Origin of the sequence: Actinophytocola sp. NPDC049390, assembly GCF_044466355.1 — a bacterium.
Taxonomy (GTDB): Bacteria; Actinomycetota; Actinomycetes; order Mycobacteriales; family Pseudonocardiaceae; genus Actinophytocola.
This window is the reverse complement of sequence record NZ_JBITMQ010000001.1, coordinates 1274945-1300626: the sequence shown is the minus strand read 5'-3', so window position 1 is coordinate 1300626 and position 25682 is coordinate 1274945. Positions and strand designations below refer to the sequence as shown.

The following is a 25682-nucleotide window of genomic DNA, read 5'->3' as shown; positions in this document are numbered from 1 at the left end:
GGAGGAACGCCATGCCCGACCACAGCACCAGCCACGACGTGGTGATCATCGGCGGCGGCCTGTCCGGACTCGTCGCCGCCCGCGGGCTGCGCGAGCACGGACGGACGGCGCTCGTCCTCGAAGCACGGGAACGCCTGGGGGGACGCACCTGGTACCGCCGGTTCGACGCCGCGGGCACCGCCGTCGACGTCGGCGGCATGTGGCTCGGCGGCGAAGGCAACACCCACACGCACGGCGAGGTCCGCCGCTACGGCCTCGCCCTCGCGGCGGCACCGGAACCGCAGGCGTTCTCCTTCGCGGAGACGGACGTGACCGACGAGGCGCTGGGCGAGGCCGTCGCGCTGCTCACCGCGGAGGCCGAGCGCCACGCGGACACGCTGGTCCACACGCGACCGTCCGAACTGGACGTGTCCGTCGACGTCTACCTCGACAAGCTGGACGTCGCGCCTGCGGTGCGGGACCGCCTGGCGTGGCAGGCGGCGCTGCACTACGGCGCCCCCGCGCACCAGCTGTCGGCGCTGCACCTGCTCGGTGAGATGGTCACCCATTTCAACCCGTTCACCGACATCGCGGCGTGTGTGCACCGCCTCGCGGACGGCACGGCCGCGTTGACCGACGCGATCGCCGCCGACGCCGACTGCGAGATCCGCCGCGGCACCCGCGTCGTCCGGGTCGAGAACCACCACGACCACGTCCGCGTGATCACCGACACCGGCGACACCCACCGCGCCGCGGCGGCCGTCGTGGCGCTGCCCGTCAACTGCTGGCACACGATCACCTTCGACCCGCCGCTGCACCCGGCCAAGGCCGCCGCGGCCGCCCACGGGCACCCGGGCAACCTCGCGAAACTGTGGGTGCTGGCCGACGCACTGCCCCACCCCAGCTTCGTCGGCGAGGGCCGCGAGGACGGTTTCGCCTGGGTCAGGACCGAACAGCTCGCCGACAACGGGCAGAGTCTCCTCGTCGCCGGGGCCGACCCCAGCGTTCTGCCGCACCCCTACCCCACCGGCACCGTCCAGAAGGCGCTGCGCGACTACGCACCCGACGCACGCGTCATCGGCGTCCTCACCCACGACTGGAAGGCCGACCCCTACTCCCGGGGTACGTGGATGGCCACCCCGCCCGGCTGGCACACGTCGTACGGCGACGACCTTCGCGCCCCGGAAGGACGTGTGCACTTCGCGGGTGCCGACATCTCCGGCAGCTACAACAGCGCGTGGATGGACGGCGCCATCGAGATGGGCATCCGCGCCGCCGACCAGACCCACGAACGGCTCGGCTAGCGATCGAGGAGCAGCGCGGCTGTCTGGTCGAGGTCCGCGACCGTTCCGCACCAGATGGGTGTCAGGGGCGGATGAGGACCTTGAGGCTCCTGCGCTCATCCATGTCGCGGTATCCGGCGGGGACGCCGTCGAGGTCGGTCGTGGCGTCGAAGACCTTGCCGGGGCTCGATCGTGCCGTCGAGGATGCCGGGCATGAGCTCATCGGCGAACTGTCCACCGCGAGCGAGGAGTTCGGCGCGTTCTGGAGCGCCCACGACATCCGCATCCGCCACGAGGGCACCAAGCGCCTCCACCACCCCGCTGTCGGTGAGATCGAGCTGACCTACCAGTCCCTCGACCTCCCGGCCGGGAAACGTGCCCTGCACGACCTGTCCTTCTACACCGCCGAGCCGGGCAGCCCGAACGAGGAACGCCTGGCACTGCTCGCGAGCTGGACGGCCTCGGCCGCGACGTCGTTGTCTGTCCGGCACTGACGACCTCAGCGCCGCGACCTGCGCGGCCGACCGGGTCCCGGCCGCGCTTGCCCGCATCACTCCATCCGCGGTTTACGGACCGGTAAGGCGGACTGGATCGGCGAGTGGTCGACTGGTTGCGGAAGGGGTGATGTCGTGGCTGGTCCGGGTGAACCAGTGGCGCGTCCAGTGTGGTCACGGCCGACCGACGCGGTGGTCCTCGTGTTGCGCGGACGCACCGCACGCGTCGCGGTTCCGGTCGCCGCCGTCGTCGGGACGGTGATCTCGGTCGTCAACCAGGCCGGGGTGATCGTCGCCGGGGACATGACCGGGATGACCTGGGTACGGATCGTCGTCAACTACGTCGTGCCGTACATCGTGGCGAGTGTGGCCTACCTGTCGGCCTGCCGCAACGCCCGCAAGGAGTGAGCCAGGTCCCCGCGAGCGCGCGACGGGCCTGAGGGCGCCGCGTCCCCGTCACACCGCGATGTCCGGATCTCCCTCGCCCTGTTCTCGTGCCGTGCGGAGGTCGAAGCTCGGGTAACCGGCGTCGATCTCCTCCTGGAGTCGCCGCCGGTAGCGGGGAGCGCCACCCAGGTAGACCATCACGCGCGGGTTGTCGTCGCGGTCGAGGTTCATGTTGTGGCCGTTGAACCACGACTTCGAGTGGGCCAGCAGGAGCTTGCTGTTGATCTCGCGCACGTGGTCCACCCAGGCGATCTCCGCCTCGCGCGTGCCCTCGAACCGGACGATGTCGTTGGCCCTGATGTGGCGCACGGTCTCGGTCATCCAGTTGACGACGTCCTCGATCCCACGCGGGAAGTTGGCCGTCGCGGAGCCTGACTGGGGGCCCACCAGCATGAAGAGGTTGGGGAAGTTCGTGACCTGGACGCCAACGCAGGTCTCGGGTCCGTCCTTCCACTGTTCCGTCAGCCGCACGCCGCCGACGCCGCGGAAGTCGATGCGGTCGAAGGGACCGGTGACGGCGTCGAAACCGGTCGCGTAGACGATGACGTCGAGGTCGAGGTCGCGTACGTCGTCGCCGACGTCCAGGCGGATGCCGGTTTCGGTGACCTCCCGGATGGGATGGGCCATCAGGTCGACCAGCTCGACGTTGTCCCGGTTGAAGACCTCGTAGAAGCCGGACTCGCCCGCGACCCGCTTGTTGCCAAAGCCGTGGTCCTTCGGGATGAGCAGCTCGGCGACCTCGGGATCGTGGACGCGCTGCCGGATCCGGTCGGCGACGAACTCGGACAGCTCCCGGTTGGGACCGGCCTCCATCATCGTGTCGCGGTAGTTGCCCATGTAGAGAGCGGCCCCGTGGCCGTTGTCGTACAGGTCGTTCCAGTGCCTCAGCCGCTCCTCGCGGGTGACGTCGGTCGACAGCGTGCGATCGGGGCGGTGCACGAAACCGGCGGGAGTTTCCCGGCACCACGCGAAGATGACGACGACATGTCGCTGGTCCTCTACCGCGGCGACACCGAGATCGGAAGGAACGACTACTACTACCGCACGTTCTACACCGACGTGCGGCCCGGCACGTACCGGGCGGTCATGACGGTCGACCGCACCACGCCGGGGTGGGAGTTCTCGCGGTCGACCCGGACCGAGTGGACGTTCGGGGTCACCGAGTCCCAGGTCAACCGCACCATCCCCGCGCCGAGGCTGGCCTACGACGTCCCCGTCGACCTGCGGAACCGGGTCGGAGGCGGTGAGGAGCAGACGCTCACGGTCCGCGCGACACCGCAACGCGCCGACGACCCGGCGGTCACGGCGGTCCGCACCTGGATCTCCTACGACGACGGCACCACGTGGACCCGGCTACGCCTGCGGCCCACGGACGCGGCAGGCGAGTTCACCGCCACGGTGCGCCTGCCACGCGCCGAGACGTCGTCGGGGTACGTCACCCTGCGGACCGAAGCGGTCGACGCCTCCGGCAACCGCATCGACCAGACGGTCGAACGGGCGTTCGGGCTGAAGTAGCGCCGATCGGTGCCCGGCTCGGAAACCCGAGCCGGGCACCGTGCGCGGCGTGTGCGGTCAGGTCAGCGGCGGGCGGGCCACACGACGGCCGCGGACGTGCCGCCGTGGCGGGTCGGTTCGCCGACCGCGGTGACCTGCCCTCGTGGACCGAACTCCAGGCCCGCCGCGATCCCGATCGACGAGCTGGTGGTGAACCGGTGGCCCAGTGCCGCCAGTTCGGCGCCCGTCGGTGCGTTGATGAACCCGGCCTCGGCGGTGGTCGTCGGGGTGTTTCGTTGGGTGGCGCGGGGTGCGGCGATCGCCTCGGGGAGGCTCATCCCGAGGTCGATCCGGTTGACCAGGATCTGCAGGACGGTCGTGATGATCGTCGACCCGCCGGGCGAGCCGACCGCGAGGAACGGCTTGCCGTGGTGGAGGACGATCGTCGGCGACATGCTCGACCGCGGCCGCTTGCCGGGCTCGGCGAGGTTCGGGTCGGGTGCGTCGCCCTGCGTCGGCGCGAAGTTGAAGTCGGTCAGCTCGTTGTTGAGCAGGAACCCGCGGCCGGGGACGACGATGCCGCTGCCGCCGAGCTGCTCGATCGTGTTCGTGTAGGAGACGACGTTCCCCCACCGGTCACTGACGACGAAGTGGTTGGTGTGCGTACCTTCCTGCCTGCTCGGGGTGACCGTGCCGGCCTGCCCGCACGCGCCGCCACCGAACGGGTCGCCGGGCGCGACCGGGCTCACGCCCGCCGCGGCCGGGTCGATCTCGCACGCACGCTGCTTGGCGAACCGGTCGGACAGCAGCTGCCGCTGCGGCACGTCCACGTAGTCCGCGTCACCGATGTAGCGGTTGCGGTCGGCGAACGCGAGGCGGCTGGCCTCCAGGTAGTGGTGCAGGGCCTGCGCCCGGTCCATTCCGGACAGGTCGAAGCGCTCGAGGATGTTGAGCGCCTCCCCCACGGTGATGCCGCCGCTGGACGGGGGCGCCATGCCGTAGACGTCGTAGCCGCGGTAGCGCAGGTGCGTCGGGGCGCGGTCGATCGCGCGGTAGGCCGCCACGTCGGCCTCGGTCATCAGCCCGGCCGGTGGGTCGATGGTGGCGTCCGGCGCGAGCGGCGGTGTGCGCACCGCCGTGACCATGTCAGCGCCGATGTCGCCGGTGTAGAACGCGTCGGTGCCCTGTTCGGCGATCTCGCGGTAGGTGTCGGCGAGATCCGGGTTGCGCATCAGCGTGCCGACCTCGGGCACCTCGCCGCCGGGCAGGAACAGCTCGGCGCTGGAGGTGAACTGGGCGAGCCGGTCGGCGTTCGAGACGATCTGGCGGCGAACGGCGTCGTCGAGCGGGAAGCCGGCCTCGGCGACGCGGATCGCGGGCTGGAGCATCTCGTCGAGGTCGCGGGTGCCCCACCGCTGCAGCGCGCGCTCCCACGTCGCCAGCATGCCGGGCACCCCGACCGACAGGCCGCTGGTGACGGCGGTGGCGAACGGATACGGCTCGCCAGTCGCCGGGTCGATGAACATCGTCTCGCCGCCGGCCATCGGGGTGGTCTCCCGGCCGTCGATCGTCGAGACCTGGCGCGTGCGCGCGTCGTAGTGGACGAAGAAACCACCGCCGCCGAGACCCGCGACGAACGGGTCGGTGACACCGAGGGTCGCCGCGACGGCCACCGCGGCGTCCGCCGCCGTGCCACCCCGGCGCAGCACCTCGATCCCGGCCTCGGTCGACTCGAGCGTGTCGGACACGACCGCGCCGCCCCGGCCGACCGCCAACGGCTGCTCAGCCGATGTCTCGGCGCTCGCCGGGACGACACCGGCGGTCAGTGTCGCGGCGAGCAGCAGCCCCACCGAGAGTGTCGATCCGAAACGACGCTTTCGCATGCCGACCTCTTTCCGAACCCGGATCTCGTACCCACGAGGTAATACCGGCACGCGGCGCCGAGCGCAAGTACCATCCGGGTGGGACCGGACGTTCCACAGTGGACACGTCCGGTACCGCCGGCCCGTCGGTCAGGGGGCCAGCCGGTTGGGCCCCCGGAAAAGGAACGTCGACTCCCGGATGCTGTCGAGGCCGAGCAGGACCATCACGATCCGGTTGAGCCCCGCGCCCAGCCCGCCGTGCGGTGGGGCGCCGAACCGGAAACAGTCCACATACGAGCGAAGGGGCTCGATGCCGAGGCCCTTCTCCTCGGCCTGGCGCACCAGCACGTCGTAGCGGTGCTCGCGCTGTGCGCCGGTGGTGATCTCGATGCCGTTCCACAGCAGGTCGAAGCTCTCGGTCACCTCGGGGTTCCCCGCCGGGCGCAGGTGGTAGAACGGCCGGACCGACACCGGGAACTCCGTGACGAAGACGAACTCGTGCCCGTGCCGCTCCCGCACCAGCGCAGAGAGGCTCCGCTCGCCCTCCGGGTCCAGGTCGACCTTCTCCCCCGACGGGTCCCAGCCCCGCTCACGCAGCAGCTTGAGCGCCTCGGCCATCGTGTAGCGCGGGAACGGGATCTCGGGCACCACCACCTCCCGCCCCAGCGACTCGACGATGCGCTCGCCGTGCCGGTCCCGCACCGCGGCGAGCGCGTGCGCGAGCATCCGCTCCTCGAACCGCATCACGTCGTCGGCGCCGTCGATCCAGGCCAGCTCGACGTCGACGCCGGTGAACTCCGTGGCGTGCCGCGCGGTGTAGGACGGCTCCGCGCGGAACACCGGACCGATCTCGAAGACCCGGTCGATGCCAGCGGCGATCGCCATCTGCTTGTAGAACTGGGGCGACTGCGCGAGGTAGGCGGTGCGGTCGAAGTACTTGACGGCGAACACCTCGGCCCCGGACTCGGACGCGGTGCCCATCAGCTTCGGCGTGTGGATCTCGGTGCAGCCCGCCTGCTGCGCGAACTCCCGCATCGCCTGCTCGACCGTGTTCGACACCTCGAACACCAGCCGCTGCTCTGGCCTGCGCAGGTCGAGAAAACGCCAGTCCAGCCGGTGGTCGATGCCCGAATTCCGGTCGACGGGAAGCGGCGTGTCCGCCTGACTCACGACCTCGATACGGGTCGGCACGACCTCCACGCCGCCGAGTTTCACGACCTCGTTGGCCACAACCGTGCCGGTGACCACGACCGCGGACTCGGGCGGCATGCCGTGCTCGATCAGCTCCTCCAGCTCGCTGCCGCCGTCCGGGCGCCGGTGCGTGACCTGCACCATACCGGTGTGGTCGCGCACGATCACGAACTGGAGCTTGCGCTGCAGCCGCAACGAGTTCACCCACCCGCACACGGTCACCTGCTGACCGATGTGCGCGTCGAGATCGGCCACCAGCGTCCTTGGCATCACAAAGTCCCCTCGTTGGATCCGCAGGCAGAGGTTACTGGATCGCGGCGCTGCTCAGCGCAGGACGAGCGATGTTTCGACCGCGATTTGAGTGGGTCTTGAGCCCCGTATCTAGTATTGCCATCAACAGGAATTTCTCACCGGCGAAAAAAGAACACGGATATTCGATCCACGCTCTTTCTTCTCGCTTTTACCGGAAGGTTTGTCATGACGCTGAGCTACACCGACGAGGTCACCGAGTACTTCCGGGTCAAGGCGGACGGATACGACCGCGTCGACGAGCAGGTCTACTGGCGCCTGTCGGATGAGCTGCTGTGGGAGGCGTTGCAGCGGTACGTGCTGCCGACGGTCCCCGCCGGCGCCACGCTCCTGGACGCGGGCGGCGGCACCGGCCGGTGGACCGACCGGCTGCTGCGGCACCGGCCGGACATGACGGGCCTGCTCTACGACCTCTCCACGGACATGACCCGGCACGCGCGGGCCAAGGCGGTCGAGCACGGCTACGCCGACCGGCTCACCGTGCGTCAGGGCGACCTCGCCAACCTGAGCGACAGCGTCACCGACGGCCAGTTCGACCTGGCCATCAGCTTCCACAACGTGCTCGGCTTCGTCGCCGACGTGCCGGATGTGCTCCGCCAGATCGCGGCGGCGCTCAAGCCGGGCGGCCAGGCGGTGCTCGTGGTGCCGAACCGGTACCACGCGGTGTTCTTCAACGTGCTCACCGGCGCCCTGGACGAGGCCGAGAGCGCGGCGCTGGACCACCGGGCGCGGTTCGCGCCGGGCATGCCGGTGATGAACATGTTCACGCCGTCGCAGCTGACCGGCACGCTCAACGAGATCGGCCTGCCCGTCACCACGAGCACCGGCTTCCCGGTGGCGGTCTACCCCGGTTTCCAGGAGACGCAGCTGGACGGTTCGAGCGGCCTGGTCAGGCAGGTGTTCACCGACGGCGAGACCTACGACCGGATCAAGTCGCTCGAGCTGCGGCTGCTCGGTGAGCCGGGCCTGGCCGAGCGCGGCAACAACCTGTTCGTGGTCGCGACCAAGCCCCGCTGACGGCCCCGGATGACCACGGGTGTGCCCGTGGTCATCCGGTGATGGGCAGCTCCGCCACCGCCTTGTGCAGGCGGGACAGGAGCTCCCCGGCGGTATCGGCGCTGATCCCGTCGGCGCGCCAGAGCAGGACCACCTCCCACGAACCGTCCGGTTGCGGGGTGGTGTCGAACATCAGCTCCAGCGCGGTGCGCGGCGGGCGCACCCGGACGGGCTCGACGGTCAGGCCGGGAGCCAGCTCGCCGTGCGGGCGCGGGCTCTGCATCACCGCCCACACCTGGAACCAGGGGTGGCGGTCACGGTCGGGGCGGAGGACCCGCACGAGTTCGTCGAAGGGGGTGCGGGTGTGGTCCAGGGCCGTGAGGACCTCGTCGACGACGCCGTCGAGCGACCGGTCGGCGACCGCGGTGAGCACGACGGGCACGGGGTTGACGAAGTAGCCCACCAGCTCCTCGGCCTCCGGGACGAACCGGCCCGCCGTCGCGGTGCCGACACAGACGTCGGCGACCCCGAAGGTCCCGGACAGCGCCCGGCCCGCGGCGGCCACCAGCGCGGCGACCGCCAGGCCGTTGGCCGCCTCCGTGGCGGCACGCACGGTACCGGCCGGGATCCGCAGCACCAGCTCGTGCCGGGTGACCTCCTCGTCGGCCGCGGCGGGTGCCGGGAGGAACGGCTTCGGTGGGTCGGCGAGCACGCGACGCCAGTGCGGCAGGTCGGCCCGTGCCCACCGGTCGAGGCGGTCCCGTTCCCACGCACCGTAGTCGGCGTAGGTGACGGCACCGGCCGGCGGCGGCTCTCCGGCGTAGGCAGCGCGCAGGTCGGCCAGCAGCACCCGTTCCGACCACCCGTCGAACGCGACGTGGTGGAACCGCAGGCACAGCAGGTGGGTGTCGCCGGTCAGGTCGACGAGCCGCGCCCCGACCGGGATCTCCGCCTCGAGGTCGAACGGTGTGTCCCACCAGTCCGCGGTTACGTGCGCGGCGACGTCGCCGACCGGCAGGCCGGGGGGCGCGTCGACCCGCTCCAGGGGGCACCAGTCGCCGCCGGTGTCGAGGACCCGCTGCACCGGCAGGTCACCGTCCCACGGGTAGACCGTCCTCAGCACCGGGTGCCGGTCGACGACGGTGCGCAGCGCCGCGGCGAGCCGGTCGACGTCCAGTGGGCCGCGCAGCAGCCAGGCGAGCACGATCAGGTTGTCGCACGCCCCCGGCGCGGTCTGCTCGGCGAGCCAGAACCGTTCCTGGGCACGGGAAAGAGGGGCCTGCGCGGCCGCTGTGGTCGGCGTGATCCGGTCGGTCCGTTCCGCGTTGGCCCGGCCGTGCGCCTCGATCGCCGCCCGGGTGCGCAGCCGGTACACGTCGGCGACGGTGATCCGGCCACCGGTACTCACGCTCAGCCGGGCCGCGAGCCGCACGGCGTCGAGTGAGCTCATCCCCGCCGCGATGACATCCGTCTCCGGGTCCACCTCGGACGCGGGACCGGCGGTCTCGGCCAGCAGCCGGGCCACCGCGCCGGGGTCGACCTTGCCGGTCGCGCCGAGTGGCATCCTCGCCACGTGCGCGAGCACGGTCGGGATCATCGCCGAGACCAACGTCCTGCCGAGGAACTCGCGCAACGCGGGCACCGGCAACGGCGCACCGTCCACTGTGGTGTAAACGCAGCCCAGTGCACCATGGCCGGGCACCGCGGCCACGCGCGCGGCCGTGACGTCGGGGTGGGCGACCAGCGCGGTCTCCACTTCGCCGGGCTCGACCCGCACGCCGTGGACCTTCACCTGGCGGTCCGCGCGTCCCCGGTACCGCAGCAGGCCCTCGTCGTCCACGACGCCGACGTCACCGGTGCGGTAGCAGCGACGGCCGTCGACCTCGACGAACCGTCGCGCCGTCTCCTCGGGGTCGCCGAGGTAGCCGACGGCCAGCCCGTCCCCGGTCAGCGCGATCTCCCCCGGCCCGTCGGCCACCCGCCTGCCTGCCCCGTCGAGCAGGAGGAAACCGGTGTGCGGCAACGGTTTTCCGATCGGCACGTCGTCGGCCTCGACGTCGGCGCGCCGGATCACGTGACTGGTGGCGAGCATGCTGCACTCGGCGGGTCCGTACCCGTTGACCGCCAGCACGTCCGGCGCGGCCGCCAGCGCGCGGCGCATGTGCGCGGGCGAGACCTTCTCCCCGCCGACGGCGAGCAGCCGGACGCCGCGGAACACCTCCGGCGCCTCGTCGGCGAACACGTTGAACAGCGAGCTGGTCAGCCACAGGGTGTTCACGCCGCTGTCGATGGCGGTGCGCAGGGCATCGAGATCCAGTGCGGGCGCGTCCCGGTCGAGCAGCACGGCGCGGCCGCCGTTCACCAGCGCACCCCACAGCTCGAACGAGTGCATGTCCCACGGCACGGGCGCGGCCTGCAGGAACACGGTGTCCGCGGCCATCGGCAGGGTCGGGCAGCCCACGAGGATCCGCACGCACCCGCGGTGGGTCACCACCACGCCCTTGGGCCGGCCGGTCGAGCCCGAGGTGTAGAAGACGCTGGCCGGGGCGGTCCCGTCGGCCGGTTCCGGCAGCGGGCGGGGCTCCGTGGCCGCCAGCTCCGCCAGCTCCGCCTCGCCGATGACGAGCGCGGCACGGCTGCGCGCGATCACGTCGGCCCGCCGCTCCTCGGGCCACGCCGGGTCGAGCGCGACGTACGCCGCGCCCGAGCGCAGCACCCCGAGCAGCGCGACGACCCGGTCGGGCGACCGGGGCAGGTGCACCGCCACCACGTCGCCACCGCCGACCGCCCTGTCGGCGAGGCCCACCGCGACCGAGCCGGATCGCCGCCACAAGGTTCCGTAGTCGAGCGTCTCCCGGCCCTGCTCGACCGCGATCGCGGCGGGCGTGGCGGCGGCATGACGCCCCACGAGCTGGTCGATCCGGTCGCCGAACGCGTACGGGCCGGTCACCGGCCGGCCACCCGCACGGGCAGCCGGGTCAGCCCCAGGATGAAGTTGGACCGCAGCCGTCGCGGCTCACCGGCCGGTTCGAACCGTATCCCCTCCGCGCCGAGGTGTCCGAACAGGACGGACAGTTCGGACTCGGCGACCGGGCTGCCGACGCAGCGGTGGATGCCGGAACCGTAGGACAGGTGCCGGTTGGGCGTGCGGGTGATGTCGAACCGGTCGGCGGCCGGGAACTGCGCCTCGTCACGGTTGGCCGACACGTTCCACAACGTCACCGAGTCCCCGCCGCGGATCTCCACGTCCCCGCGGCGCACCGTCGACTTCGCCACCCGCTGCACGTAGGCGTTGGTGGAGCTCCAGCGCAGCATCTCGTCGATCGCGGTCGCGGTGAGCCCCGGGTCGGCGAGCAGCGCGGTGTACTGGTCGGGGTGCTCGATCAGCGCGAGCAGTCCGGTGCACGCGGTGTAGGAGGAGGTCTCGTTGCCACCGACGGCCACGTTCATGCAGTTGTAGTAGATCTCGTCCTCCGACAACCGGCGGCCGTTGACCCGTGCCCGGAGCAGCCTGCTGACCAGGTCGTCGCCGCTGGGGTCGGCCGCGCGTTCGTCGACCAGCTCGGCGAAGAACTCGAAGATCTCCGCCTGCAGCATGGCCAGCCGCAGCTGGGGGTCGTCGGTGGTGTCGACGAACACGTCGTCGCGGAAGCCGACCATGCTGCGGGTCAGCTCGATCAGCCGGTGCGCGTCCTGGTGCCCGATCCCCATGATCACCATCAGCGCGCCGGCAGGCAGCTCGGTGGCGATGTCGGTGGCGAAGTCGCAGCCCCCGTCGGCGACCGCGCGGGCCACCGCCTTCGCCACCAGCCCGTGCACCACCTCCGCGGTGCGTGCGGCGACCGAGGGCGACATCGCCGGTTGGATGTGCTGTTTGAGCAGCCGGTGCCGGGGCAGGTCGGTCGCCACCAGCATCCGTCCGCCCGCGGTGTCGGACTCGCTGCGGTAGGACCCGCCGAGGATCGCGCCCCGCTCCGAACCGAACACGGCGTGGTCGCGGTAGGCCCACACCACGTCCGCGTACGTGGTCAGCGCCCAGAACCCGGCGCCGTCCGCGCCCTCGTTCCAGTAGATGGGCTCGGTGGCGCGCAGGTGCTCGAACGCCGCGTGGTGGTCGCCGCGGACGAACAGCTCGACGTCGGTCAGGTCGACGCGTCCCGTGGTGGTCACAACAGCTCCCCCGCGCCGGCCCGGTCGATCGCCTCGGCCATTTCGCTGAGCACCGAGTTGCGGAGCAACACCTTGTGCTCCAACGATATCCCGAGGTCCCGCTTGATCCGGGAACGCAGGCGGAAGGCCAGCAGGGAGTGTCCACCGAGGACGAAGAAGTCGTCCGAGCGGCCCACGTTGTCCGCGGCGAGCAGGCTCTCCCACGCGCCCGCCAGGTAGCGTTCGGTGTCGGTCCGCGGCGCCGCGTGGCCGTCCCGGCGCTGCTCGTACTTGGCCAACTCGACGCGCAGCGCGTCCAGGTCCCGCTTCCCGTGGTCGCTCGCCGGGATCTCGGGCAGCGTGACGAAGTGGCTCGGCACCATGAAGTCCGGCAGTTCGGCCTCGGCGAGCGCGCGCAGGTCCGCGATGCCCGTCGTGCCGTCGAGCACCACGAACGCCACCAGGTTGCGGTCCGCACCCTCGCCGCTGGGCAGCACGACGGCGTCGTGCACGTCCGCATGGCAGCGCAGCGCCCGTTCCACCTCACCGAGCTCCACCCGGTAGCCGCGGATCTTCACCTGGTTGTCCGCCCTGCCGACGAACTCCAGCACGCCGTCGCCGCGGTCGCGGACCAGGTCACCGGTGCGGTAGACGCGGCCCAGCCCGGCCACCACCACGAACCGCTCCTCGGTCAGGTCCGGGTTGTCCAGGTAACCGCGGCCGACCCCGGCACCCCCGACGTACAGCTCGCCGACGTCCCCGGCGGCCACCGGGGCGAGATCCTCCCCGAGCACGTGGGTGGTGACGCCGTCGAGCGCGCGCCCGATCGGGATGGTGTCCCCGTTCGCGTCGGCCTCCGTCACGCGGTGCGCCGTGCACGCCGTGGTGATCTCGGCCGGGCCGTACAGGTTCCACAGTTCGCCGGTGAACCGGCCGGCCAGCACGTCCCGGCAGGCCGACGGCAGCAGCACATCGCCACCGGCCTGGAGGATCCGCAGCGCCGCGAACGCGTCGCGGTCCTCGCGCACCACGTGGTTGACCACCATCGTCGGCACCAGCATGGCCGCGATCCGCCGCCGCTTCAGCTCGCGCCCGAAGTCCGCCGCGAGCAGGTCGGCGACCGGCGGCAGCACCACGATCTCCCCGCCCGCGGACAGCGTCGTCCACAGCTCGAAGTGGAACGCGTCGAACGAGATGCTGGAGATCTGCCCGGTTCGCTCGCCGGGACGGGGCCGGGGCAGGCTGGGGTTGGTCGCGAACGACACGACGTTGCGGTGCTCCAGCACGATGGCCTTCGGCACCCCGGACGAGCCGGACGTGAACAGCACGGTCGCGGCGCCCGCCGGGCCGACGATGCCCTCGACGCCCTCGGGCACCGGGCCGGTGGACCCGAGGTCCGCCAACGTCACCGTCTCCGCGTCGACGCCCGCGAGCCGCTCACGCCAGTCCGGCTGGGTGATGACGACCTTCGCACCGCTCGCCCCGAGCATCAGGTCACGCCGGGCGTCGGGATAGCGGCTGTCCACGGCGACGTACGCGCCACCCGCCCGCAGGATGCCGAGGATCGCCACCACCACGTCGACCGAGCGCTCGACGTAGAGCCCCACCCGGTCCTGGGGCTGCACGCCCCGGCCACGCAGCATGGCGGCCACCGCGGCCGAGCGCTCGTCGAGCTCGGCGTAGCACAGCGATCCGTTCCCGTCGCTGACCGCGGTGCGGTCGGCGTGCTCGGCGGCCGACCGCAGGAACAGGTCGACGAGCGTCTCGGGCTGGCTGGTCATGCTTCCTCCGGTTGTCGGGTGGGGGCGCCGACGGGCGCCGGCTCGTCGGGTTCGGGCACCGAGGTGGGGGTGGCCGGGCGCAGCCACCGGCTCGTGACGGCGAACGCGGCGGCCACGCACACGCACACCAGGCAGATCGCGGCGAGGAACCAGCCGTCGGCCGCCCCGCCGAGGAACGCGCCCGCCGCGAGCGGCCCGACCACGAAGCCGAACGACATCGACATGCTGTAGGCGGCGTTGAACCGGCCCCGGGCGTCCTCCGGCGCGAGCGCGTTCACCAGCGTCGGCATCCCGGCGGCGTAGAAGGTCTCCGCGACGGCGAACACCGCGACCGCACCGAGCAGCAGCACGAACTGCCCGGCCGCACCGCCCGCGAGCGCGGTGGCCAGGACCAGCGCCCAGCTGACCGCCCACAGTCCTGCCGCGACGGCCACCGAACGCGTGTGCCGCAGTCGTTTCAGTGTGCTGTGCAGCAGCATCTGGGAGGCCAGCACGCAGCCGGTGTTGACCGCGAACAGCACCCCCAGCCCCGCCGAGTCGAGCGCGGTGTTCGTGGTGACGTACACCGGGAAGCCGGACTCGAACTGCGCGTAGGTGACGCAGAACAGCACCCCGCTCATCGCGAGCACGCCCAGGAACGCCGGGTGTCGCAACAGGATCGCGTAGGAGAGCTTCTCCTTGTCCGCCGACGGTTCGCGTGCCGCCTCTGGCCGACTCGACCGGTTCCGCCGCAGGCCCACCATGACGACCAGGGCGACCAGCGCGCAGCTCACCGCGTCGGCGACGTAGAGCGCGCGGAACGTCGCGGGGCTCGCCACGGCGACGACGGCCGCGCCGACCAGCCCGCCGAGCCCGATGGACAGGTTCGACGCGGCGAAGTTGAGGCCGAACAACACCGAGTGCATGTCCTTCGGCGCCGCCCTGGCGAGCATCGTGTTCCAGGCCGCCGTGCCGCCGACCCCGACGCCGATCACCGCGGCCGACACCAGGAAGTGCGCAGGCGTGCTCGCGGTCGCGTAGCCGACGAGTCCCACCGCCTGCACGACGAGGTGCGTCGCGGCGGTGACCTCCGCGCCGTGGCGGTCGGCCAGCCAGCCCGCGAGCGGCGCACCGACCAGCACCCCTGCCGACACGACCGCGAGCGCCGTCGTCGCGACCGTCACGGGGAGCCCGTTGACCTCGTGCACGTAGACCACCAGGAACGGCATGATCAGTCCGGCGCCGAGGTTGTTGGCCATGCTCAGCACGAGCAGCTTGCGCGCTGCCGACGGCAGGCCCCGGATGTCTGTGAACAGCATCAGCTCTCCTGGACTCGCAGCCACACCGACCTGGTCAGGCACCGCACCGCACCGTCCACGACGACGAGGATCTTGACCGGCTGCAGGTCCGGGAACGTGCGGGTCCCGGTCTCGGCGTTCAACTCGACGACGCGCCGCTCACCGGCGGTGAGCCGCAGGGCGGTGGTGTCGGCGAGCGTGATGCCGAACATCGACTCGTTCACCACGGCGGCGCCGACCGCGACGTCCACGGCGCGGTCGGCGGGCGCGGTGACCGTGACCGCCACCGTGAACGGTTCGCCGCGACGGGCCTCGGCCGGTGCGCGCACCGCCACCTCCGCCCCCGGTTCGGCGGCGCCGGCGAGCATCTCCCCGCAGCGCAGGCACACCACGTAGCACAGGTCGGGGCCGGCCCCGCCCGCCGAACGCACCCGGTGCCGCACCGCACCCGCGATGCCGCACTGCGGGCAGGTTTCCGGCAGCGGGTCGGAGGTCACCCGCCACGGCTCCGGCCAGCTGTCGATGAACGCGTAGAACGACTTCGCCACCCAGGCCACCTCGTGCTCGACGAGGCCGCGCTGCAGGTCGGCGAGCTCGTCGACCTGCGCCGCGAAGGCGTCCGCGGCGGCCTGGGCGGCCGTCGCGTGCGTCGCCGCCGCCCTGGCCCGCAGTGCCGCCACGGCCTTGCGGTGCACGGCGTCGAGCCGGTCCTCGTCGGGGGTGATCCCCATGCCGGGCAGTGCGCGCAGCCGCGTAAGCCAGGGCCGGACCCGCTCGTCCCAGGCGTCGTCGAACGCGGCGGGGGCGGGCACCAGCCGGCCACCGCGCCGGTCGACCGCGGTGGTGAGCACCCACGACCCGCCGTCACCGCGGTCCACGGCGAGCGGGCCGTCCCGGTCCACCGGCAACAGCGGCGGGCCGGACACCAGCACCGCGCCCGCGCCCTCGGCGACCGTCACTCCGCCGTCCGCGTCCGGCCGCCGGACGGGGAGCGGGCCGGCGGGCGCGGCGACCAACCCGGCGTCGCCGAACAGGACGAGCCGGCCGAGGCCCTCCGGGTCGGCGGCGATCGCCTTGTTCACCTCCTGCGCCACCGCGCCGAGCGGCAACCCCGACCGGATCAGCGCCTGGCACAGCCGCCCCGCGTAGTCGGCACCGGATCGGGTGCCCGCCGCCGAGAGCACCGCGATCGCGCTCCCGCGCAAGGTGGTCAGCGGTACCGAAACGTCCGGCCTGATGGCACCGCCGCCGGCCACCGCGGTGCGGCAGCTGTCGAGCACGGCCACCGCCACGCGCAGCTCGGCGGCGCGCACGTGACCGGCCATGTCGAAGTCGCCGCGCCAGCACCCCTCGCCCTGCTGGCAGGACGTGGGGTGGTCGGTCCAGCCGTCGCTGGTCGGCGGCAGCAGCTCCAGCACCGGCTGGTCGTCCACGCGGCCGCAGATGCCGCCGCCGTCGAGGTGCATGATGCAGTCCCGGCCGTGTCCACTGCCCGCCAGCACCGCGACGCCGTCCCCGATCGCCGCGCGTAGCCCGGCCGGGGTGACGTCCTCGCCGATCAACCGTCCGGGGACGGTGTCCTCCTCGGCGAGGGTGTCGAACGACAGGTCGCCGAGCGCGTCCGCGACGGCCGGACCGTGCAGCAGGGTGCGCACCGCGAGAGCGGCCGCGTCCCCCACGGTCCGGCCGACCAGGAACCCGAGTGGGGCGTCGGCCGGGATCGCGGCCAGCCGCTCCGGGGTGACCGACTCGATGCCCGCGACGACGGTCACCGGGCCGGTCCCGCTCAGCGCGACCGCGTCGGCCAGGTCGCCGTGGCGCACCGGCCGACCGGAGCCGCGGGCGAGCACGTCGCCCACCGCGGCGAACCGGTCGTCGGCCACCAGCACCGTGCCCCGCCAGTGCGCTGCCGTGCCGGCGGCCGCCGGGAGCGTCGCGAGGGAGGCAACGCAGCGCGACCAGACCTCGGCGGGCACGGGGAGGGGCGAGGATCCGGGGTCCACCGCCCGGGCCAGCTCGGCGTACTCCTCGGCCGAGCCGGCCACCACCACCTCACGCTCCGCGACGCGGACCGTCCCCGGGCCCAGGTCGTCCATGACGCCACTCCCCTCTCTATGGTGCCGCCGGAGTCACGGTGCGATCGTGAAACCGTTGAGACGCGGCGCGATCTGGAGGTCGCGGATGTCCTTGTGGCCGAGGACCCACATCAGCCAGCGCTCCACCCCGAGACCGAAACCCGCGGTGCGCATGGGCTTGACGTCCTTCATGCGCACGTACCAGTCGTAGTCCTGTTCCGGCACCTCGTGGTGGGCCAGCGCGGCGCGCGCCTCGTCGCCGTCGACGTGCCGCTCGCCGCAGCCGACGATCTCGCCGGGACCGAACAGCAGGTCGCCGTTGAGCGCGGTGCGCCGCCCCGGATCGCCGTAGGCCTGGTAGAAGGGCACGGACAGGTGGTCGTAGTGGGTGACCCAGAGGACCGGGGCGATCTCCTCGAGCAGCCGCTGCTCGCCCTGACGGGTCAGCGTCCGCCAGGCACCGTGGTCGGCGACGAGGGTGGGGTTGTCGCCGAGGTGCTCGACCGCCTCGTCGAAGGTGATCCGGGGGAACTCCGCCAGCCCGGCCATGTGCTCCAGGTGCGTGGTCGTCCCGGCGGTGGCGACGACGTCGTCGGCACAGCGCGCCAGCACGTCCTCGGCGAGACGCTTCGCGTAGCCCTCGGCCGCCGCGATGATCTCGTCCAGCCCACCGGGGATCTCGACCTCACTGTGGAAGAACTGGTTCAGGTGCGTCTCGTCGCTGTCCTCGCCGCGGAAGCTCGGCATCAGGTACCAGGCGCCGGCCGCGCTGAGGCGGCAGCCGTACTCGAGCATGAACTGCATCGAGTCGGCCAGGTAGGTCGGTTCGCCGAACAGGTCCACCCGCACCGGGAGCGAGTCGCTGCCGAGCCCCATCGGGCTGGAGACGCTGCCGGTGGTGATCGGCAGGTGGACCGACCGGACGTCCCGTTCCGACCAGAACGCGGCGGTGCTCGTCGTCATGACGTCCTGCAGCGTGACCACCGTCGCGAAGAACGGGTCGTCGAGAATCTCCAGATACCGATCCGGCGCGGGTCGCCAGCCGCCATGGAAGAAGCCGTTTCCCATGAGCATTTCCCTTTCTCGACCGCCGACGGCTCGATGTCCGGACCAGTTCCGGCCCCCAGTTCGCCGGCGCGCCATTTTGCGCTTTTGGCCAGGGTAGGAACCAACTTCGAAGACGACTCAAAGGTCAATCCACCCCGGTCATCTGACAGCCGCCTCGAGAATTGTCACGTCGGCCCCGGAGACGGCGACCTCAACGCCGTTGGGGATGGTCAGTATGGGATTCGTGTGCCCGAATTCCACATTGCCGACGACCGGCACGCCCGACGCCGGGACGCACTCGAGCACCGCCTCGAGAAATCCCGCCACCTCGTCGTCCGTCCAGCCGATCGGACGGCCGAGCACGACCGCCGCGACGCGGTCCAGCAGCCCCGCGTTGCCCAGGTGCCACAGGTCGGCGTCCGCCGCCGCCGCGGTGTAGGGCGGTTCCGGCGCCTCCACGAACAACACCCGCCCCGCCGTGTCGGGCTGCCACGGCGTGCCGAGCAGGTCACGCACCGAGGGCAGGCACAGGGCCAGCGCCTGCCCGGTCGCGGCGCCGCCGCGCAGCACGGTGCGCGGCGGCGCAGGCTCGCGGTCCCTGGGCCGCTGCTCGCGTTCCCGACGGCCGTAGTCGAGGTCGACGACCTGGTAGCCGATCCGGGGCAGCGGACCGGCGGGCGCCGCGACCGCGGTGGTGGCGAGGAAGTGGTCCGCTGTTTCCCGGTACGGCTCGGGCAGCTCGCCGAACTGCGGGATGAGCGCGGGGCCGTAGAATGTGACCAGGCCCGTGCGCACGTGCACGGCGGTGAGCAACGAGGTCGCGTCCGAGTAGCCGCAGAAGACCTTCGGGTTCGCCGTCACGAGGTCGTAGTCCAGCCCGCCGAGCAGTTGCGCGGAGTGCTGGCCGCCCATGCTGTACAGCACGGCGGCCACGTCGGGAGCGGCGAACGCCGCGTGCAGGTCGGCGAGCCGGTCGGCGACGGTGCCCGAGGTCCAGCGGCGGGCGCCGCGCGCGTTCGGCATCAACCGGACCTCGAACCCCATTCGCCGCAGCGCGGCACAGCCGCGGTTCAGCTCCTCGGTGAGGAAGCTCGCGCCGGGGCAGGAGGGCGACACGACAGCGACGGTGTCGCCCTGCCGGAGCGCGGGCGGGCGGACGAGCCCGTTCGGTGGTGGCACACAGACTCCTTGCTCTCGTGTCCCTCGATCCTGCAACCCGAGTGCTCGTGACTCGGTCAAGCCCCGGCCGACAACGGGCCCCACCCGTTCCGAATTCCGGCACGATCGGCCACCATGACGTCTCCCGGGTTATGTGAGGGGGACCGAGAAAGAATGTCTCAGACGAGCATTACCGGCCGGCTTTACTCGATCCGCGCGATGGGCAAGCACCTGACGTTCGCGACGTTGCGCTGCCCCGACCGGGAATACCTGTGTGTGTTCTCCGAGCGGCTGAAGGTCCGCGCCGAAAGTATCGTCCGGGTCACCGGGGAAACCCGACCGAGCACGGGCTCACGGGCATTCGACGACGAAATCGCCGTCGAATCCTACGAGGTCGTCGCGGAGAACCGCACGATCGCCTCGACGCGGCTGGCCGGGCAGCCCTACAGCAAGGCCGTGCTGCCCGACCAACACGTGTACATGCGGCTGCCGGAGGTCCGCGCCCGGCTGCTCGCCAAGTGGTCGGCCGTGCGGCGGATCCGGGACGTGCTCACCGAGCAGCGATTCGTCGAAGTCCAGTCACCGCGCATCGTGGGCCGGATGACCGACGGGCCGACGATGAAGTTCAAGCTCGACTACTTCGGCCGCGACGCCTACCTGAGCCTGAGCAACCTGCTGTTCCACACCGCCTTCGTCGCGGGCGACTTCACCTCGGTGTTCGAGGTCTCCCCGTTGTTCCGGGCCGACGTCAACCACAGTTCCCAGCACCTCAGCGAGTTCCTGATCCTGGAGGCGACCGCCGCCTACCGGAGCCGCGAGGACATGATGCGGCTGTCCGAGGACGTGGTGCGGGCCGTGTGCGAGGACTGCGGTGGCGGCGGCCTGCCCGCCGGCCACCTCGACGACATCCCGGTCGTCACCTACGAGGAACTGCGCAAGATCGTCTCGCGTGCGGACTGCGCGCCGGTGGCGCCGGGCACCCGGATCAAGCGGTACCACGCCGAGGCCGTCGCCACCCACCTCGACAGGACTCTGTTCTGGGTGGTCGACATGCCCGCGAAGCACAAGGCGTTCTTCTCCTCGACCCGCCACGACCCCGCCACCGGCACGGACGTCGCGAACGACTTCCGGCTGTACTGGCGGGAGATCGACATCGTCGACGGCGGCGAGCGCGTCACCAGCCCGGAGCGGCTGCGCGAACGCCTGGCCGAGCAGGACCTGGACCCGGCGCATTTCGGCTACTACCTCGATGTCCTCGCGGGCGGTGTGCCACCGCTGACCGGCCTGGGCCTGGGCATCGAACGCCTGCTCGCCAAGGCGCTGGGCATCGGCAACATCCGCCAGCTCGTCCCGTTCCCCCGTTACGTCGACCACTTCGAGCCCTGACCCGCGCGACGTGGTTGCCCGGGACCCCCGTGCTGTCCGGTCAGCAGCCCTTGAAGTGCTCGTCGGCGGACCAGCCCGTGTTGGCCCAGGTTTCGGCGGCCGGGGGTGTGAAGCCGGGCAGCACCTTCGCCAGCTCGACGAGCAGCCAGCTGGTGAAGCGAGCGGCGCCCTGCGGGCAGGTGTGGATGCCGTCGGCGCTGCGGTCGGGTTTGCCGTCCCTGGTCCGCTGGTAGGTGCCGCCCCACACCTCGCTCGCGTCGAGCACGACGGCGTGGCCCGATGACCCCTCCGCGACCGCGCGGGCGACGTCCGGGGTGCGCGCCAGCTCGGCCATGTGTGGCCGGTAGAAGTCGTCCGGCTCGATCGGTGGCATCGTGACGAAGACCAGCGTCGCGCCCGCGTCGCTCACCGTGGTCAGCAGCTTCTCGTAGGCGGCCCGCTGATCCGGCCGGCTGCCCCAGTCGTAGGTGGTGATCTGGTAGACGACCACGGCCGGTGCCGCGGCGGTGATCTGCCCCGGCAGCTCCTTCCAGCGCTCGTCGGAGGCCGGTCCGACGACGTTCCCACCGCCCTCGGCGGCGAGGGACTCGAAGCCGACGCCACCGGCGTCGAACGCGGCGGCCAGCGGCAGCGCCTGACCGACCGCGATGGAGTCGCCGACGAGGAGCACCGTGGGCTGGTCCGCGGCCGCTTCCCCCTCGGTGGCGTCGGTGGCGGTGGACCGGCCCGAACAGGCCGCGGTCGCCAGGAGCAGCCCGGTCAGGCCGAGGACGAGACGTCGTGTCGTGGTCATGGCCTCGACCGTGCCGCCGCCGTGTCCCGGCCGTCGCGCCGGTGTGTCGCGGTTGTGTCGCAGAAAACCAACGGCCCGGCGTCGCGACCAGGCGCTGTCCATACTGGCCACATGGTGGCGATACTGCTCATCGAGGACGATCCCCTGGTCCGGCGCGGGCTCCAGCTCGCGCTGTCCCGTCACGGCCACGACGTGCGCACCGCGGACAGCGGCGAAGACGGGCTCGCCGAGTTCCGCACCTCCGCACCCGACGTGATCGTGCTCGACCTGATGCTCCCCGGCATCGACGGGTTCGAGGTGTGCCGCCGGATCCGGGCGACCAGCGAGGTGCCGGTGATCATGCTCACCGCGCGTGGGGACGACTTCGACGTCGTCGGCGGCCTGGCGGCGGGCGCGGACGACTACGTGGTCAAACCGGCGCGGCCGACGGTGCTCGACGCCCGCATCCGCGCGGTGCTGCGGCGCGGGCCCGGCCCCGCCGACGGCGTGCGCGTGCACCGCGACCTGCGGATCGACACCACCGCGCTGACCGTGTCGGTGCGCGGCACGCCGGTGGCGCTGACGCCGACCGAGCTGCGGCTGCTGCTGACGCTGTCCCGGGCTCCCGGCCGGGTGTTCAGCCGCGACCAACTGCTGGCGGACGTGTGGGAGCAGGACTACCTCGGTGACTCCCGGCTGGTCGACAACTGCGTGCAGCGGCTGCGGGCGAAGGTGGAGGCCGACTCGGCGAGCCCGCTGTACATCCAGACCGTGCGCGGGTTCGGTTACCGGTTCGGACCGGTATGAGGCTGGGAGCGCTGTGGCCACGCGGGCTTCGCGCCCGGTTGCTGGTCGCGTTCGTGCTGGTGGCGGTGATCGCGGCCGGGGCGGCGGCCTGGTCGAGCGCCGGGACGGCGAGCGCCGCGCTGATCACCGCCACGCAGCAACGGCTCACCGAATCCATCACCCGCCGCATCGCCGCGATCGCCCCCCAGCTGACCTATCCGCCGAACCAGCGGTCGCTCGACCGGCTGCGTGCGGCGGTCGGCGCCGACACGCTGGTGACCTACCGGGAGCTGCGTTCCGTGGACAGCGCCGCCGGCACCGGTCTGGTCACCGGTGCGTTGCGCACCGCCGTACGCACCCAGAACCGGCTCGTCACCGAGCGGGTCGTGGTGGACGGCAGGCCGTGGCTGCTCGTCGGCACACCGGTCATGGTGACCACAGTGGACGGTGCCCGCGCCCCGTCGGGCATCGAGGTGTACTCGGCGCACGACCTCACCGGCGTCGAGCAGCAGATCGAGGGCCTCGCCCGGTCCGCGGGGGCAACGGCCGCGGTGTCACTGCCGCTGGCGGTGCTGCTCGCGGTGCTGGCCTCGCGCAGCGTGCTGCGCCCGGTGCGGAAACTGCGGGACACCGCGCGCCGGCTGGCCGCCGGCGACCTCGACGCGCGCACGTCCGCGCAGGGCACCGACGAGCTGGCCCAGCTGACGATCAGCATCAACGACATGGCGGAGTCGGTGCAGACGTCGATGGTGGCGATGCAGCGCATGCAGGCCGACGCCAGGAGGTTCGCCGCGGACGTCTCCCACGAACTGCGCACCCCCCTGAGCACGCTGACCGCGGTGGTGGAGGTGCTGGCGGCCACCGCGGACCGGATGGACGCGGACGCCCGGGAGTCCGCGCGGCTGGCGATCACCGAAACCCACCGGCTGGTGCGGCTCGTCGAGGACCTGATGGAGGTGTCCCGCTTCGACGCGGGCACCGCCCAGGTGCGGTGGGAGGAGGCCGACCTGGTCGGCGCCGTGCGGGACTGCCTGCGTGCCCGGGGATGGCTGGACCGGGTCGAGCTGGAGGCACCGGAGGAGCTTCAGGTGCGCGCGGACCGGCGCCGGCTGGACGTCATCGTGGCCAACCTGGCGGGCAACGCGTTGCGGCACGGCGCGCCACCGGTGCGCGTGCACGTCTCGGCTTCCCCCGGGCAGGTGCGGATCGAGGTCACCGACCACGGGCCGGGCCTGCCGGAAACCGTGCTGCCGCACGTGTTCGACCGCTTCTACAAGGCCGACACGGCCCGCACCCGCACCCCGGGCAGCGGGCTCGGGCTGGCGATCTCGCTGGAGAACGCCCGCCTGCACGGCGGCGACCTCACCGCGGACAACGCGCGCGGCGGCGGTGCGCGCTTCGTGCTGACGTTGCCACGGGACCTGGAGGACCGGTGACTCGGATCTGGCTGGTGGTGGCGGCGCTCCTGCTCGCGGGCTGCGGGGTCGAGCCGTCCGGCCCGGCCGCCGGGGGCGAGGCCCCGACCGGCGTCGCGCGCGGAGTGACGCTGTACTTCGTCGACGCGCGGCATCAGCTCCAGCCGCGGCTGCGGCAGACCGACCGCCTGGGCACGATCTCCGAGGCGATGTCGCTGCTGCTGACCGGGCCCGGCGACTCGGGTCTGCGCACAGAGATCGCGGCGGGCACGGTCACCCGGGTCGGGGTGACCACCGAACCCGACGTGATCCAGCTGATGGTGCCGTTCACCGTGCACGACGTCACCCGCCTGGGCATCCACCAACTCGTGTGCACGGCGCTCGGCGTCCACGTGCAGAGCGGCGGATCGCGGACCGTGAAGGTGCGGGTCCGGTTCGTCCAGCCCACCCCCGAATCGGATCGGGAGCGGAGCTGCCCCCTGATCACCGTCGACGGTGCGAGGTGATCAGTCCAGCCCGGTGATGTCGATGGCGGGCGGTGCCGGGACGGGCAGTGCCAGCCACAGCACGGCCATCCCGGCCATGACCACGGCCAACGCGAGCACCCCGCGCCGTCCCCTGGCCCACGTCGCGCGGAACCGGACCGGATCTTCGACGAGGTACTTCGACAACGCGGCCAGGCCGATCGACACGGCGCACACCAGGGCGGTCCGGGGCCACGCGCCGAGTGCGGGCCACTGCTCGGACAGCAGCACGGACACGGGCCAGTGCCACAGGTAGAGGCTGTAGGAGATCAGTCCCAGCCAACGCAGTGGTTGCCGGGACAGAACTGTGGCGACCACCGTGTGCGGCGCCCGCGCGCACAACCCGACCAGCAGCGCGGCGGCCAGCGAGTGCGCGAAGAGCCCACCGGTGAACAGCCACGGCGAGCGCACCCCGTCGGCAAGCCACCACAGCACCCCGATCCCGGCTGCCAGGAACGCCAGGACCGCACCCGCCACTCGACCGGTCATCCGGGCGAGGAGGGCACGCGCCTGCCGCGTGGCGGCCACCGCGCCCAGCAACAGTGAGAACGCCCGCGTGTCGGTGCCGGTGTAGACCCGGCTCGGATCGGTTGAGCTGACCAGCGTGATCATCAGCAGGAGAGAACCGGCCGAGGCCACGAGCGCGGTCGTCGCCACCCAGCGGTCCGCCCGCCACCCACAGCGGGCGATGATCAGCACCAGCACCGGCCACATCAGGTAGAACTGCTCCTCGACCGCGATGCTCCACAGGTGCTCGAACACCCGCGCCGACCCGAAGCGCTCCCAGTAACCGGCCGACTCCGCCAGCAGGTGCCAGTTGAGGAGGTTCAGCTGCACCCACGGGCCATCCGTGAGCGTGGTCCGCACGACGTCCCGCGACGCCACCAGCCAGACCAGCACGGTGACCACGACGAGCATCGTCGCCAGCGCGGGCAGCAACCGGCGAACCCGTCGTCCCCAGAACGCGGCGAGTGAGACCGTGCCGTCCGCCTCGACCTCACGCAGCAGCAGGTCGGTGATGAGGTAACCGGACAACGCGAAGAACAGGTCCACCCCGAGGAACCCACCGGGCAGGTGACCGGTGTGGAACAGCAGGACCCCCAGGATCGCGACCCCGCGCAACCCGTCCAGCGCGGGCACGTGCTCGCCGCGCCCGGCGACCGGGCGAGTCGCCGCCCGGTGAACATTCGTCATGGCACCGACTGTGCGGCCTCCGCGTCGGCCGCCCGTCCCCGTCCTGTCGCAAGCATGTCGCAA

General features: G+C 72.0%; 21 protein-coding genes. 9 read left to right on the top strand and 12 right to left on the bottom strand.

Annotated features, from left to right (window positions below):
• Positions 1–11: 11 nt before the first annotated feature.
• The 3 genes from ACIBVP_RS05870 (at position 12) to nrtS (ending at position 2164) form a co-directional block, all read left to right on the top strand.
• Complete coding sequence (locus tag ACIBVP_RS05870) at positions 12–1283, top strand: flavin monoamine oxidase family protein (protein ID WP_396104805.1); 1272 nt, start codon at positions 12–14, stop codon at positions 1281–1283.
• Positions 1284–1423: 140 nt separating this feature from the next.
• A complete protein-coding gene (locus ACIBVP_RS05865; RefSeq protein WP_396104804.1) occupies positions 1424–1756 on the top strand; it encodes a hypothetical protein in 333 nt (110 codons plus the stop codon).
• A 156-nt stretch (positions 1757–1912) separates the two neighbouring features.
• Positions 1913–2164 (top strand): nitrate/nitrite transporter NrtS, encoded by a 252-nt coding sequence (gene nrtS, locus ACIBVP_RS05860; RefSeq protein ID WP_396104803.1) that lies wholly within the window; start codon positions 1913–1915, stop codon positions 2162–2164.
• A 48-nt stretch (positions 2165–2212) separates the two neighbouring features.
• Here nrtS and ACIBVP_RS05855 read toward each other — a convergent pair whose 3' ends face one another.
• A complete protein-coding gene (locus ACIBVP_RS05855) occupies positions 2213–3142 on the bottom strand; it encodes a hypothetical protein (RefSeq protein WP_396104802.1) in 930 nt (309 codons plus the stop codon).
• Positions 3143–3187: 45 nt separating this feature from the next.
• Between ACIBVP_RS05855 and ACIBVP_RS05850 the strand changes: the two genes are divergently transcribed.
• Positions 3188–3718 carry a hypothetical protein gene (locus ACIBVP_RS05850; RefSeq protein WP_396104801.1) on the top strand — a complete coding sequence of 177 codons (531 nt, stop codon included), beginning with the start codon at positions 3188–3190 and terminating at the stop codon, positions 3716–3718.
• Positions 3719–3780: 62 nt separating this feature from the next.
• Here the strand turns inward: ACIBVP_RS05850 and ggt are convergent, their stop codons facing one another.
• A complete protein-coding gene (gene ggt / locus ACIBVP_RS05845; RefSeq protein WP_396104800.1) occupies positions 3781–5580 on the bottom strand; it encodes a gamma-glutamyltransferase in 1800 nt (599 codons plus the stop codon).
• Positions 5581–5709: 129 nt separating this feature from the next.
• Positions 5710–7020, bottom strand: a complete 1311-nt coding sequence (gene aspS, locus ACIBVP_RS05840) for an aspartate--tRNA(Asn) ligase (protein WP_396104799.1) — start codon at positions 7018–7020, stop codon at positions 5710–5712.
• A 207-nt stretch (positions 7021–7227) separates the two neighbouring features.
• Here aspS and ACIBVP_RS05835 point away from each other — a divergent pair, with 207 nt between their 5' ends.
• On the top strand, positions 7228–8076 hold the full coding sequence (locus ACIBVP_RS05835) for a class I SAM-dependent methyltransferase (protein ID WP_396104798.1): 849 nt from the start codon (positions 7228–7230) through the stop codon (positions 8074–8076).
• A 31-nt stretch (positions 8077–8107) separates the two neighbouring features.
• Here the strand turns inward: ACIBVP_RS05835 and ACIBVP_RS05830 are convergent, their stop codons facing one another.
• From ACIBVP_RS05830 to ACIBVP_RS05800, 7 genes are all read right to left on the bottom strand, one after another.
• On the bottom strand, positions 8108–11005 hold the full coding sequence (locus ACIBVP_RS05830) for an amino acid adenylation domain-containing protein (RefSeq protein WP_396104797.1): 2898 nt from the start codon (positions 11003–11005) through the stop codon (positions 8108–8110).
• Entirely contained in the window at positions 11002–12225 is a 1224-nt protein-coding gene (locus ACIBVP_RS05825; protein WP_396104796.1) for a cytochrome P450, read from the bottom strand. Before ACIBVP_RS05825 ends, ACIBVP_RS05830 begins: the two co-directional genes overlap by 4 nt.
• Positions 12222–13985 carry an amino acid adenylation domain-containing protein gene (locus ACIBVP_RS05820; RefSeq protein ID WP_396104795.1) on the bottom strand — a complete coding sequence of 588 codons (1764 nt, stop codon included), beginning with the start codon at positions 13983–13985 and terminating at the stop codon, positions 12222–12224. The genes ACIBVP_RS05825 and ACIBVP_RS05820 overlap by 4 nt, the downstream gene beginning before the upstream one ends.
• The gene (locus ACIBVP_RS05815; RefSeq protein WP_396104794.1) at positions 13982–15283 is read right to left on the bottom strand and encodes an MFS transporter; all 1302 of its coding nucleotides are present in this window, start codon (positions 15281–15283) and stop codon (positions 13982–13984) included. The genes ACIBVP_RS05820 and ACIBVP_RS05815 overlap by 4 nt, the downstream gene beginning before the upstream one ends.
• Positions 15283–17358 carry a hypothetical protein gene (locus ACIBVP_RS05810; RefSeq protein ID WP_396104793.1) on the bottom strand — a complete coding sequence of 692 codons (2076 nt, stop codon included), beginning with the start codon at positions 17356–17358 and terminating at the stop codon, positions 15283–15285. The genes ACIBVP_RS05815 and ACIBVP_RS05810 overlap by 1 nt, the downstream gene beginning before the upstream one ends.
• Positions 17359–17391: 33 nt before the next feature.
• Positions 17392–18405 (bottom strand): amino acid--tRNA ligase-related protein, encoded by a 1014-nt coding sequence (locus ACIBVP_RS05805; RefSeq protein WP_396104792.1) that lies wholly within the window; start codon positions 18403–18405, stop codon positions 17392–17394.
• Between the two features lie 138 nt (positions 18406–18543).
• The gene (locus tag ACIBVP_RS05800) at positions 18544–19563 is read right to left on the bottom strand and encodes an LD-carboxypeptidase (RefSeq protein ID WP_396104791.1); all 1020 of its coding nucleotides are present in this window, start codon (positions 19561–19563) and stop codon (positions 18544–18546) included.
• A 153-nt stretch (positions 19564–19716) separates the two neighbouring features.
• On the opposite strand from ACIBVP_RS05800, the gene ACIBVP_RS05795 reads away from it, so the two are divergent.
• Positions 19717–20928, top strand: coding sequence for an amino acid--tRNA ligase-related protein (locus ACIBVP_RS05795; protein WP_396104790.1), 1212 nt, complete (start codon positions 19717–19719; stop codon positions 20926–20928).
• A 40-nt stretch (positions 20929–20968) separates the two neighbouring features.
• Here ACIBVP_RS05795 and ACIBVP_RS05790 read toward each other — a convergent pair whose 3' ends face one another.
• Positions 20969–21721 carry an SGNH/GDSL hydrolase family protein gene (locus tag ACIBVP_RS05790; protein ID WP_396104789.1) on the bottom strand — a complete coding sequence of 251 codons (753 nt, stop codon included), beginning with the start codon at positions 21719–21721 and terminating at the stop codon, positions 20969–20971.
• 111 nt (positions 21722–21832) lie between these two features.
• Between ACIBVP_RS05790 and ACIBVP_RS05785 the strand changes: the two genes are divergently transcribed.
• From ACIBVP_RS05785 to ACIBVP_RS05775, 3 genes are read left to right on the top strand one after another with little or no spacing between them, the layout of a single operon-like run.
• Positions 21833–22507: a response regulator gene (locus tag ACIBVP_RS05785; RefSeq protein WP_396104788.1), complete on the top strand. Its 675-nt coding sequence runs from the start codon at positions 21833–21835 to the stop codon at positions 22505–22507.
• A complete protein-coding gene (locus ACIBVP_RS05780) occupies positions 22504–23922 on the top strand; it encodes an ATP-binding protein (protein ID WP_396104787.1) in 1419 nt (472 codons plus the stop codon). Before ACIBVP_RS05785 ends, ACIBVP_RS05780 begins: the two co-directional genes overlap by 4 nt.
• A complete protein-coding gene (locus ACIBVP_RS05775) occupies positions 23919–24407 on the top strand; it encodes a hypothetical protein (protein ID WP_396104786.1) in 489 nt (162 codons plus the stop codon). Before ACIBVP_RS05780 ends, ACIBVP_RS05775 begins: the two co-directional genes overlap by 4 nt.
• On the opposite strand, the gene ACIBVP_RS05770 is transcribed toward ACIBVP_RS05775, so the two are convergent.
• Positions 24408–25619: an acyltransferase family protein gene (locus ACIBVP_RS05770; protein ID WP_396104785.1), complete on the bottom strand. Its 1212-nt coding sequence runs from the start codon at positions 25617–25619 to the stop codon at positions 24408–24410. It abuts the gene before it with no gap.
• Positions 25620–25682 lie beyond the last annotated feature (63 nt).